This window comes from Streptomyces sp. (assembly GCF_031178505.1).
Lineage (GTDB): Bacteria > Actinomycetota > Actinomycetes > Streptomycetales > Streptomycetaceae > Streptomyces > Streptomyces gulbargensis.
Window position 1 is genome coordinate 1 of the sequence record NZ_JAPSIW010000172.1, and the last position, 10,784, is coordinate 10,784.

General features: G+C 76.5%; 9 protein-coding genes and 1 riboswitch. Of the genes, 1 reads left to right on the forward strand and 8 read right to left on the reverse strand.

The window, feature by feature from the left end; genetic code table 11:
• Window positions 1-645: O-methyltransferase (locus RIF68_RS14325; protein WP_309051618.1), on the reverse strand; the 645-nt coding region annotated here is incomplete at its 3' end.
• A complete protein-coding gene (locus tag RIF68_RS14330) occupies window positions 642-1,751 on the reverse strand; it encodes a DUF2330 domain-containing protein (protein WP_309051619.1) in 1,110 nt (369 codons plus the stop codon). The genes RIF68_RS14330 and RIF68_RS14325, both read right to left, overlap by 4 nt.
• 334 nt (window positions 1,752-2,085) lie before the next feature.
• On the opposite strand from RIF68_RS14330, the gene RIF68_RS14335 reads away from it, so the two are divergent.
• Complete coding sequence (locus RIF68_RS14335; protein WP_309051620.1) at window positions 2,086-3,312, forward strand: steroid 3-ketoacyl-CoA thiolase; 1,227 nt, start codon at window positions 2,086-2,088, stop codon at window positions 3,310-3,312.
• A gap of 469 nt (window positions 3,313-3,781) precedes the next feature.
• On the opposite strand, the gene RIF68_RS14340 is transcribed toward RIF68_RS14335, so the two are convergent.
• The 6 genes from RIF68_RS14340 to RIF68_RS14370 form a co-directional block, all read right to left on the reverse strand.
• The gene (locus tag RIF68_RS14340; protein ID WP_309051625.1) at window positions 3,782-4,183 is read right to left on the reverse strand and encodes a transglycosylase SLT domain-containing protein; all 402 of its coding nucleotides are present in this window, start codon (window positions 4,181-4,183) and stop codon (window positions 3,782-3,784) included.
• A 298-nt stretch (window positions 4,184-4,481) separates the two neighbouring features.
• Window positions 4,482-5,357, reverse strand: coding sequence for an ECF transporter S component (locus RIF68_RS14345; RefSeq protein WP_309051621.1), 876 nt, complete (start codon window positions 5,355-5,357; stop codon window positions 4,482-4,484).
• Window positions 5,354-7,081 (reverse strand): ATP-binding cassette domain-containing protein, encoded by a 1,728-nt coding sequence (locus tag RIF68_RS14350; RefSeq protein ID WP_309051622.1) that lies wholly within the window; start codon window positions 7,079-7,081, stop codon window positions 5,354-5,356. Before RIF68_RS14350 ends, RIF68_RS14345 begins: the two co-directional genes overlap by 4 nt.
• The gene (locus RIF68_RS14355) at window positions 7,078-8,280 is read right to left on the reverse strand and encodes an energy-coupling factor transporter transmembrane protein EcfT (protein ID WP_309051623.1); all 1,203 of its coding nucleotides are present in this window, start codon (window positions 8,278-8,280) and stop codon (window positions 7,078-7,080) included. Before RIF68_RS14355 ends, RIF68_RS14350 begins: the two co-directional genes overlap by 4 nt.
• Entirely contained in the window at window positions 8,277-9,020 is a 744-nt protein-coding gene (locus RIF68_RS14365) for an SCO2322 family protein (protein ID WP_375165699.1), read from the reverse strand. The genes RIF68_RS14355 and RIF68_RS14365 overlap by 4 nt, the downstream gene beginning before the upstream one ends.
• A complete protein-coding gene (locus RIF68_RS14370; RefSeq protein ID WP_309051624.1) occupies window positions 9,017-10,279 on the reverse strand; it encodes a prenyltransferase/squalene oxidase repeat-containing protein in 1,263 nt (420 codons plus the stop codon). Before RIF68_RS14370 ends, RIF68_RS14365 begins: the two co-directional genes overlap by 4 nt.
• 95 nt (window positions 10,280-10,374) lie before the next feature.
• A riboswitch (cobalamin riboswitch) is annotated at window positions 10,375-10,451 on the reverse strand.
• Window positions 10,452-10,784: the final 333 nt, after the last annotated feature.

The window sequence follows — 10,784 nt, forward strand, 5'->3', positions numbered from 1 at the left end:
TCCCTTCGTGCCGACCGTCTGGAGGGCGGTCGCGTCGAGGCGCGGTTCGCGGGCGACGAGGTCGAACATCTCGCGGGTGCCGGTGATCGCCGGGTCGTCCGGGTGCGGGGTGGCGACCTTGCCGCCGCGTACGACGTTGTCCACGACGATCAGGCTGCCCGGGCGGCTCAGCTTCAGCGCCCAGGAGACGTAGTGCGGGTTGTTGACCTTGTCGGCGTCGATGAAGACGAAGTCGAAGGGGCCCGCGCCCTCGCGCTCCAGGAGCGGGAGGGTGTCGAGGGCGGCCCCGGTGCGGATCTCGACCCGCTTGCCCAGGCCGGCGCGGGCGATGTTGGCGCGGGCCACGTCGGCGTGCTTCGGGTCGTACTCCAGGGTCGTCAGCGTGCCGTCGGCGGGCAGTGCCCGGGCGAGCCAGATGGTGCTGTAGCCGCCGAGCGTGCCGATCTCCAGGATCTTCCGGGCGCCGTGGACGAGCGCCAGGAGGTGGAGGAACTTGCCCTGGTTGGGGGCGACGGCGATCTCGGGCAGGCCCGCGGCCGTGGAGTCGGCGAGCGCGGCGGTCAGCGCCTCGTCGGCGGGGGCGAGGAGATCGGTGACATAGGCGTCGACCTCGGACCACTGCGGATTGGGCTGAGAGTGCGTCATGCGGCCGACGCTACACCGCGGTTCGTCCCCGAAGTCCGCCGTCTCCGCCGGGCGCGCAGCAGCACGCCGGCGGTGAGGGCCGCCGCGCCGGCGCCCACGGTGAGCAGCCAGACGGGGACACCGCCGGCGACGGTCAGCAGCCGGTCGGTGTACTCCACGCGGCGGTACGGCGTGTCGGCGACGGTCCGCAGAAGGTGGTCCCCGTCGATCCGCTCGGGGCGCGGGAAGCCCTGCTCCAGGGCGGTCAGGTGGACGGCGCGGCCTCCGGTGAGGCCGGCGAGGGGCCCCTCCGGGCGGTCGACGCGGCCCGCGAAGGTCACCTCGGGGCGCTCGCCGCCGATCGCCGAGCGCGGCTCCATGCGGTGGTCGGCGAGGACGTACAGGCCGAGGGACTGCGGCGTCCGCGCGAGGCGCGAGAGGCGCATCGGGTAGACGGGCTCGGACGAGGCGAAGGCGATCCGCAGCGGGGTGAGCTCGCCGCGCAGGACCGCGTTCTCCTTCTCCGGGGCGAGGCGGACGGCGACGTACTCCCACTTCCGCTCGACGTACGGCCGCAGCGCGCCCGGCAGGCGTTCGGGCAGGTCGAACCCGTGGGTGCGGAGCCACGTGCCGAGGGCCTCCGGGTCGGTGGCCGTCAGCCGGGCCACGTCGAAGGGGCCGAGCCGTTCGCGTCCGACGACACCGACCCCGGTGCCGTCCGCGCCGCCGGGCGCCGCCGCCCCCGCGCCGTCGCCGCGGCCCGCGTCGAACGGCCAGTCGTCGCCGCGCGGCCAGAAGTGGAAGCGGTCGCGCCGCTCGGGGGCGGTGAGGTCTTCGAGGTGGTCGAAGAGGTCCGGGTCGCCGAGCGTGACGTCGGCGCGGCCGGGCACCGGCATGATCCAGGCGGCGCGCCGGGCGTTGCCGCTGACGTGGAAGCGCATGACGATCGTCTCGGTGGTGCCGTCCCAGTGGACGGCGGACTCCTCGCGGTCCACGCCGATGCGCGCCGCCGGGTCCGGGATCATGGCGCCGCAGCCGCAGGCGTACGCCGGTACGACGAGCGTGCCGAGCAGCTGGAAGGCGAGCAGCGCGACGAGTGTGGTCAGGATTCGGTGTGTCCCCCGCATGTGGTGTCGGACGCGGGCCGGGAAGGGCCGGTTCCGTACGGGGCGGGGAGGACGGGCGATCCGGGCGGTACGGCCGCTTCCGTACCGGGCGCTTCCGTACGGGGCCGGGCGGGCGCCGAGGGACGGCGCGACACGGCGCCGGGCCGGTCCCGTACGGCAACGCGTTCCAGCCGTCCGGGCCGGCGTGGCGGGAACCAGCACCGGCCCGACCCTTGCGTACCCGCGGTAGCAGTCCTCAGACTGCTCGGGAAACTGGAACGCGTACCAGTCGCCCTGACGCGCCGGCCCGGCGGATGCCCGCACTCCCGGCCGGGGCCGAGGAGAGGACGAGGCCATGCCCGCGGAACCCGTCATCGTCGAAGCCGTACGCACCCCCCTCGGCAGGCGCGGCGGCGCGCTCGCCCGGCTCCACCCCGCCCGTCTCCTGGGGGAGGCCTACCGCGAACTCCTCGGCCGCACCGGCATCCCCGCCGACTGCGTCGAGCAGGTCGTCGGCGGTACGGCCACCCTCGCCGGGGAACAGGCGGGGAACCCCGCACGCACCGCCTGGCTCGCCATGGGGCTCCCGTACGAGACGGCCGCGAGCACGGTCGACGCCCAGGGCGGCTCATCGCAGCAGGCGAGCCACATGGTGGCCGACATGATCGCGGCCGGGGTCATCGACGTCGGCGTCTCCTGCGGCGTCGAGTCCACGTCCCGCGTACCACCCGGCTCCGGCTCCCCGTTCGGGTCCGGTGCCCGCGAGCCGCTCGGTGACGGTGCGGGCTCCCGGCCCGGGACCGGCAGCCCCTTCCCCGACGGCTGGGACGTCGACCTGCCCCACCCGGTCGAGGCCGCCGAGCGCATCGCCCGCCGCCGCGGACTCACCCGGGAGCACGCCGACGCCCTCGGACTGCTCTCCCGGGAACGGGCCGCCCTCGCCCGGTCCGAGGAACGCTTCAAGCGCGAGATCTTCCCCGTCCGGGTCCCCGCCACCGAGGAGGAGCGGGTGGCGGGGCACACCCCGGGGCGGCTCGTCGACCGGGACGAGGTGCCGGGCGACACCGGCATGGAGGAGCTGGCGCGGCTCAGGCCGCTCTTCCCCCTGGCGATCCACACGGCCGGGAGCGCGGCCCCGGCCGCCGACGGCGCCGCCGCGCTCCTGTGGGCCTCCCGGCGCGCGGCCCGCGCCCTCAAGCTGCGGCCCCGCGCCCGCATCGTGGCGCGGGCGCTCGTCGGCGCCGATCCGCACCACCCCCTCGACGGGCCGGTCGACGCGACCCGAGCGGTGCTCGGCAGGACCGGGATGAGCCTGCGGGACATCGACCTCGTGGAGATCGACGAGGTCTTCGCCTCGGTGGTGCTGGGCTGGGCGCGGGAGTTCGGGAACGACCTCGACGGTCTGGAGAAGGTGAACGTCAACGGTGGCGCGCTCGCGCTCGGCCACCCCGTCGGCGCCACCGGCGCCCGCCTCCTCACCACCGCCCTGCACGAACTGGAGCGCGCCGACAAGGAGTTCGCCCTCGTCACCGTGGGCGCGGGCGGTGCGCTCGCCGCCGCGACGATCCTCCAGCGGCTCTGAGGAGACCGCGGGAGGGGAAGAGGAAGGATTCCGGCCGGCCGGGCCCGGGGCGGCGGGCCCGGAAACGCCGCAGGCCCCGCCCCTCCGGGTGTGGAGGGCGGGGCCTTGCGGACGCGCGGACCGGGTGTGGGGGACCGGCGGGATGTCCGGCCGGGCTCGTGGACCGGCTGGACGCGCTGCGGCCGGGCTTGTGCACCGGCGGGATGTCGGGCCGGCCTCGTGGACCGGCGGGACGCGGGCCGACCCGTCGAGGGCCGGCCGGGTGTTGCGGGGTCGCGGCGCCGCCCGGGAGGCGGCGCGCCGACTGCCGCACGGCTCTGCCGTGCCGCGGTGGTGCGGGGCCGTGCGCGGTGACGTGCCGCGCCGGTACGGCGCGGGGCCACGGGGTCGCGGCGGTGAGCCGCGGGACTGCCCGGTACCGGCGGAGCCGCGCGGTACCCGTCGAGCTGCCTGCTACCGGCGGTGCTTCTTAGTACCAGCCGTTGGCCTGCCAGAACGCCCAGGCGGCGTTCGGGGAGCCGTAGCGCTCGTTCATGTAGTTCAGGCCCCACTTGATCTGGGTGGCCGGGTTGGTCTTCCAGTCGGAACCGGCCGAGGACATCTTCGAGGCCGGCAGGGCCTGGACGAGGCCGTAGGCGCCGCTGGAGGAGTTGGTCGCGGCGGGGTTCCAGCCGGACTCGTGGGCGACGATCTTGCTGAAGGACGCGTACTGCGAGGCGGGCACGATCTGCCGGGCGAGCTCCTGCGGGCTGGCGGCCGAGGCCGAGCCCGTCGTGCCCAGCACCGCACCGGACGCGCCGAGCAGCACGGCTGCGGAGGCGGCGAAGGTCTTCTGGCGGGCGGAGACACGAGTGGTGAGCGAGCGGAACAAAACGTCATACCTAACGTCGGGGACATGGGTCGCGCCGGGCGTTTTCGGCATGCCGGAACCAGAGCCCGGGAGATCCGGGGACTGGGGGGAACCGGCCGTCCGTGGCGCTGCGATCAGCACCGGCTGCCTGGCGACGTCCTCCAGACAAGCAAACCCGGCGGGCCGGTGCAACGACCCCCTGTACGAGGAAGGTTCGGACCCCCTGGGGTGCTCCGGTGGGCGCCTCACGCCTTGACGGTGGGTCGTTTCCGCAGGTGAGATCCCCATATGGGCGTTTTGGGGGGATTCTCCAGGTCTACTATTCCGGCTCGTACGTGACCTGGGTCCTATGAGGGGCCTCACCCGGGAGGGGCCTTCGGGACCCCTCGAATGTGACCTGGGCCGCGAAGTTCGCCCGCCGCGTGGCCCGTCGCAGCGCCCGCAGCAGCGGCCCGCCCACCGCCCACGTGAGGACGACCGTGAGGACCGCCCGCCCCAGGTCCCAGGCGAGGGAGGTGGCCACCACGTACGCCAGGAACCGCACCAGGTTCTCGCCCAGCGGGTCCCCGGGCCGGAAGGAGATGGCCTGCCCCGCCCCGCCGACGGTCACCCACCCGTACAGATTGGTGACCGTGCCGTACGCGAACGCCGCCACGACCCCGTACGCCGAGAGCATCAGCAGCTCGCCCCGGCCCCGGATCCGCTCCGGCCCGGGCAGCAGGCCGGCGCCCATGGCGAACCAGCCCATCGCCATCATCTGCATCGGCATCCAGGGCCCCACCCCGCCCGTCAGGAGCGCGGAGGCGAAGAGGGTGACCGCGCCCAGGACGAAGCCGAAGCCGGGCCCGAGGACCCGGCCGCTGAGCAGCATCAGGAAGAACATCGGTTCCAGGCCGGCCGTCCCCGCGCCCAGCGGGCGCAGCGCGGCGCCCACGGCGGCGAGGACGCCCAGCATGGCCACCGCCTTGGCGTCCATCCCGCAGTCCGCGATCGTCGCCACCACGACGGCGATGAGCAGCGGCAGCAGCAGGGCGAAGAACCAGGGCGCGTCGGCCGCGTGGTCGGTGACGGCGGATCCCGCGTCGGCCACCAGCGGCCAGCCGACGGCGGCCAGGCCGACCAGGGACACCAGCACCAGGGCCGCGACCGACTTCGGACCCAGCCGGATCGGACGGGCGGCGGCGCCGGCGCTCACAGGGCCGCCTCCACCTGTTCGACCGTGAGCCAGGGCCGGGGTGCGAGGACCTTCGCCACCTGCGGGGAGAAGGCGGGCGAGGAGACGACCACCTCGGCCGTCGGGCCGTCCGCCACCACCTCGCCGCCCGCGACGATCACCACGCGGTCGGCGAGTTCGGCGGTCAGCTCCACGTCGTGGGTGGCCAGGACGGTCGCGTGTCCCGCGGCGGCGAGGGTACGGAGGTGGGCGACCAGCCGGGCCTTGGCGGCGTAGTCCAGACCGCGGGTCGGCTCGTCCAGGAGGAGCAGCGGCGGGCGGCCGGTCAGGACGACGGACAGGGCGAGCGCGAGCCGCTGCCCCTCCGACAGGTCCCGGGGGTGCGTGCTGTCCGTCACGCCCGGCAGCAGCTCGGCCACGAGGGCCCGGCAGGTGCCGGGGGCGGCGCCCGCGTCCGCGTCGGCCGCCGCGCACTCGGCGGCGACGGTCTCCGCGTACAGCAGGTCGCGCGGCTCCTGCGGGACCAGGCCCACCTGCCGGATCAGGGCGCGCGGATCGGTGGTGTGCGGGGTCCGGCCGGCCACGCGGACGGCGCCGGAGGTGGGGGCGACCGTGCCGACGAGCGTGTGGAGGAGGGTCGACTTGCCGGCGCCGTTGCGGCCCATCAGGGCGACCGTCTCGCCGGCCCGCACCCGGAGGTCGATCCGGCGCAGCGCCTCGACCCGCCCGCGCCGGACGGCCAGGGCGCGCACGTCGACCAGGGGGCCGGGCGCCGTGTCCTCCGCCGGGGCGGTACGCGCCCGGCGGAACAGGGGTCGGCGCCCGGAGCCCCTTCCGGGGGACGCGGCGGACGGACCCGCCGCCTCGGCACCGCCCGCGCCCCCGGCCTCACCGGCGCCGCCGTCCCGCCCCGCGAGCGCGCGCGGCGGCCGCGGGGTGCGGTCGGCGAGGCGGTCGCGGAGGGCGGTGGCGCGGCGGCGGGCGTCGCGGACCGTCAGCGGGAGCGGGTCCCAGCCGGCGAGGCGTCCCAGGGCGACCACCGGCGGGTGGACCGGCGAGACGGCCATGATCTCGGCCGGCGGGCCCATGCGGCCGTCGGGGAGCAGAAGGACCTGGTCGGCGTACTGGACGACCCGTTCCAGGCGGTGTTCCGCCATGAGGACCGTCGTGCCCAGGTCGTGGACGAGCCGCTGGAGGACCGCGAGGACGTCCTCGGCCGCCGAGGGGTCCAGGGCGGAGGTCGGCTCGTCGAGGACGAGGACCCGAGGGTGCGGGGTGAGGACGGAGCCGATCGCGACCCGCTGCTGCTGGCCGCCGGAGAGCGTGGCGATCGGCCGGTTCCGCAGCTCGGCCAGGCCGAGCAGGTCGAGGGTCTCCTCCACCCGGCGGCGCATCACGGCCGGCGCGAGCCCGAGGGACTCCATGCCGTACGCCAGCTCGTCCTCCACCGTGTCGGTGACGAAGTGCGCCAGGGGGTCCTGGCCGACCGTGCCCACCAGGTCCGCCAGCTCGCGCGGCTTGTGGGTGCGGGTGTCCCGGCCGCCGACGGTGACCCGGCCGGTCAGGGTGCCGCCCGTGAAGTGGGGGACGAGCCCGGACACCGCGCCGAGCAGGCTGGACTTGCCGACCCCGGACGGGCCGACCAGCAGCACCAGCTCGCCCTCGGGCACGGTCAGGTCCACGTCCCGCAGGGCCGGCGCGGCGGCCCCCTCGTAGGTGACGGAGACGTTCTCGAAGCGGATCACGTGTCCTCCTTCGGTACGGGGGCGACGAACGCGGGCAGCAGTCCCGCCAGGACCGCGAGCGCCGGCCACAGCGGCAGTTCGGGTGTCTCCAGCGGGACGACCCCGGGACGCAGGGCGTCCGGTACGCGGGCGGCGGCGAGGACCATCGCGACGGCGACCGTGACGCCCGAGGCGGCGACCAGCCAGGACCGGGGCCCGAACCGGTCGGGCCGGTAGCGGGTGCGGACGGTCCTGCGTCCGCCGAGCCGGAGCCCCGCGAGGGCGGCGAGCAGCCCGGCGCCGAGCAGCGGCAGGCCGTACCCGGCGCCCTCCGCGGCGAGCAGCCCGTACGAACCGGCGCACACGCCGAGGAGACCGCCGAGGACCAGCGCGTTCGTGGTGCGGCGTACGGAGTCGGGGACGCGGGCGGTACGGCCGTAGCCGCGCGCGTCCATGGAGGCGGCCACGGCGATCGACCGCTCCAGGGCCCCTTCCAGGACCGGAAGGCCGATCTGGAGCACCGCGCGGACCCCGCCCGTGGGCCGGCCCCGCAGCCGGCGGGCGGTGCGCAGCCGCACCACGTCGGCGACCAGGTTCGGGGCGAAGGTCATCGCCACGACGACCGCGACCCCGGCCTCGTACAGGGCGCCCGGCAGCGACTTCAGCAGCCGCGCCGGGTTGGCGAGCGCGTTGGCGGCACCCACGCAGATCAGCAGGGTCGCCAGCTTGGCGCCGTCGTACACGGCGAAGACCAGCTGCTCGGCCGTCACCCGGCCGCCGATCCGCACTCCCCGCGCCCAGTCGGGCAGGGGCACCTCGGGCAGCGTGAACAGCGTCGTCGTGCCCGGGATCGGCGAGCCGAGGACCAGCGAGAACACGACCCGCAGAAGCACGACGAACAGGCCGAGCTTCACGAACGCGCCGTACGAGCGGGCCCAGGGCGCGTCCGTGCGGCGCGCCGCGACGACGTAGCCCGCGACGGCGACGACGAGGCCGAGGAGGAGCGGGTTGGTGGTGCGGGAGGCGGCGACGGCGAGGCCGAGCGCCCACAGCCACCACGCTCCGGCGTGCAGCGCGTTGGACCGGTTCGCCTCCGGGGCCACGAGTCCGGCCCCGGCGGCCGCGAATGCGCCGCGCCTCGCGGTGGCGGCGGTACGGCCTCCGGGACCGGGCTCGGACGTGCGGGTGGTACGGCGGCCGGGGCCGCGGGCGGGGGTCATCCGCGCCGGCGGGCCTTCCAGACGGCGGCGCCGCCGAGGGCCAGCACGGCCGCGCCGCCGACGAGCACGCCGAGCGACGGGCCGCCGCCCGAGGGCGCGGACGCGGTGCCCGTCCCCCCGGACGCGGGCGCGGACGGGGCGGGGGTGGCCGGCGGGGCGTCCGCGACCTGCTCGCCGCAGCCCTTCGCCGGGTAGCCGGCGATCCCGCAGAGCAGGGCCGCGCTGTCGTACCGCAGCGGCGTGACGACCGCCGCCAGGGCGTCGGCGGCCGTCGCCGACTCCGGGACCCGCGCGCAGCCGGTCCGCGGGAGGTCGCGGGGCGGGGTCTCGCCGGGCGGGGCGTCCTGCGGTCCGCCGAAGTCGACGACGACCGCGACCCGCTTCGTCCCCTCCCGCTCGGGCACGTGCCGGCAGGTCCGGGCGGCGTCGGGGGCGGTGGAGGGCCGGGCCGCGTCGGCCGCGTCGGTGCTGACCGCGAAGCGGAAGCCGATCGCGGAGCCGTCGGCGGGCCGGGCGGTCGCCGGGCCCTGCGTGGCGTACGTCCAGCGGCCGCCGTCGGCCTCCCAGAAGGACCAGTAGCGGTATCCGGCGGCCTCGGCCGAGGGGGCCGCCGCGGCGAGCGCGAGGAGCGCCCCGGCCGTGGCGCCCGCCGTCCGGGTACGGGCGCGGCCGGCGGGACGGGTCCGCCCGGGGGCACGGGTCCGGCCGGGGGCACGGGTCCGCAGGCGGGCCGCGGTCACTTCTTGCGGCCGCTCAGGAGGAAGCCGATGCCGACGCCGACGACCGTGCCGATGCCGATGATCCACCAGAGGTCGAAGCCGCCCTCGTCGTCGTCGCTGGTGGAGGAGGCGGAGGTGTCCGGGGTCTTGGGGGCCGGGCCGGTGGCGTTGAGCTGCTCGACCAGGTCGGCCTCGCCGAAGTCGCGCGGGTCGGCCTCCATGGCGCGGGCGGCGAGGATCAGCTGGGCGTAGGCGGCGGGGCCGCTCTCCTTCGCCCAGGCGGCGGAGTTCTGCTCCAGCCACTGGAGCGCGGGCTCGGCCTGCCGGCCGACACCGGCGGCGGCCAGCGCGACGACGGCGTCGGCGGTGTTGCCGAAGTCGGGCTTCTCGGCCGGGTCGGTCGCGCCCGGCATCGGCGGGGTGGTCAGGTGACCGGTCTTCACGAGCGCCTTCGCCAGGTACGAGGCGCCGTTGAGGGCGGCCCGCTCGGCGGTCGGCTCGGGCAGGTCGACGCAGGTCGGGGCCTGCGGCGGGGAGGCCTTGGTGGCGGCGACGCCCTTGCCGAGGCCGGCCAGGACGGCGGCCGCCGTCGCGTCGGCGTTGGCGAGCAGCTTGCCCGCCTTGTCCGGCTGGTAGGCGAAGGCGCCGGGGCCGGTCCCGTCCTCGCAGGGGAGGGCGAAGGTGAGGAGCGCGTCGTAGGGGGTGCGGCCCGTGGCGGAGGTGAAGGAGGTGGGCTTCACACCGGTCGCGGCGAGGGCGCTGACCACGATCGACGTGGAGTTGGCGTCGCTGGTGCCGCCGGGGCTGTAGCTCCAGCCGCCGTCCTTGTTCTGCGCGGACCGCAGCCACGCGGTGCCGGCCTTGACGGCCCTGTCGGCCTTGGCCGGGTCCGCCGCCTGGCGGCGGACGGCGGCCAGCGCCTGCACGGCGACGGCGGTGGCGTTGCTGTCCCGCAGGGTCTTCGCGTCGCACGGCTTGCCGGTGTCCGCCCGGTAGGAGGCGAAGGACCCGTCGGCGCACTGCTGGGCGACGAGCCAGTCCACGGCCCGGTCGGCGGGCTGGTAGCCGGTGGCGCGCTGGGCGAGGAAGGCGAGCGACTGGCGCCACACCCCGTCATAGGTGGGGTCGCCCTTGCCGTACAGGCCGGAGGAGTTCCCCGCGGCGCTCGTGGAGGCCGGCGCGGACGGCGACGGCGTGGCGGAGGCGACGCCGGTGGCTCCCGCTCCGAGCACGACTGCGGCGGCGGCGAGCGCGGCGGCGCCGCGGCGGACGGTGTTCATGGGGCCCTCTCCTGCGGCCGGTCACCGGTACGCCTCACGGCTCCGGGCTCCGGCTCCGTAATCCTCGACGGGTGCCGGCCGTCACGTCCCGGGCGGGGCGTTCCGACTCGCCGCGCTCGCGACGAGGCGGCTCACGGTTGCGGGTCAGTGCCGGATTCGCACCGGCTTCCCCCCGTACGGGGCATGATGACGACGCGCCCACTCTACCGGCCCGTACGCGCCGCTCCCCGGGGTGCGAGCCGCCTCACACCGGCCCGGCGCCCGGGTGCGGAGGGCCGGGCCGCCGGTCCCGGCCCCGGACGGCTGTGTGACACTCCCCGCACGAGCGTTCGACAAGGGTGGGGAAGACATGGGGAACACGCGGGTGACGGCCGTCGTCGTCGCGACGGCGGCGGCGCTTCTGGCGGCGGGGTGCGGGCCCGGCGGCGCGGACACGGGCTCCGCTCCCGCGCCGGCCTCGGCCACCCCGGCCGCCTCCGCCCCGGCCACCCCGGCCGCCTCCGTG

Excerpts from the sequence above, each read along its gene's own strand:
- RIF68_RS14330 (WP_309051619.1), bottom strand. The coding sequence starts at position 1,751 with ATGCGGGGGACACACCGAATCCTGACCACACTCGTCGCGCTGCTCGCC.
- RIF68_RS14335 (WP_309051620.1), top strand. The coding sequence starts at position 2,086 with ATGCCCGCGGAACCCGTCATCGTCGAAGCCGTACGCACCCCCCTCGGC.
- RIF68_RS14355 (WP_309051623.1), bottom strand. The coding sequence starts at position 8,280 with ATGACCCCCGCCCGCGGCCCCGGCCGCCGTACCACCCGCACGTCCGAG.
- RIF68_RS14370 (WP_309051624.1), bottom strand. The coding sequence starts at position 10,279 with ATGAACACCGTCCGCCGCGGCGCCGCCGCGCTCGCCGCCGCCGCAGTC.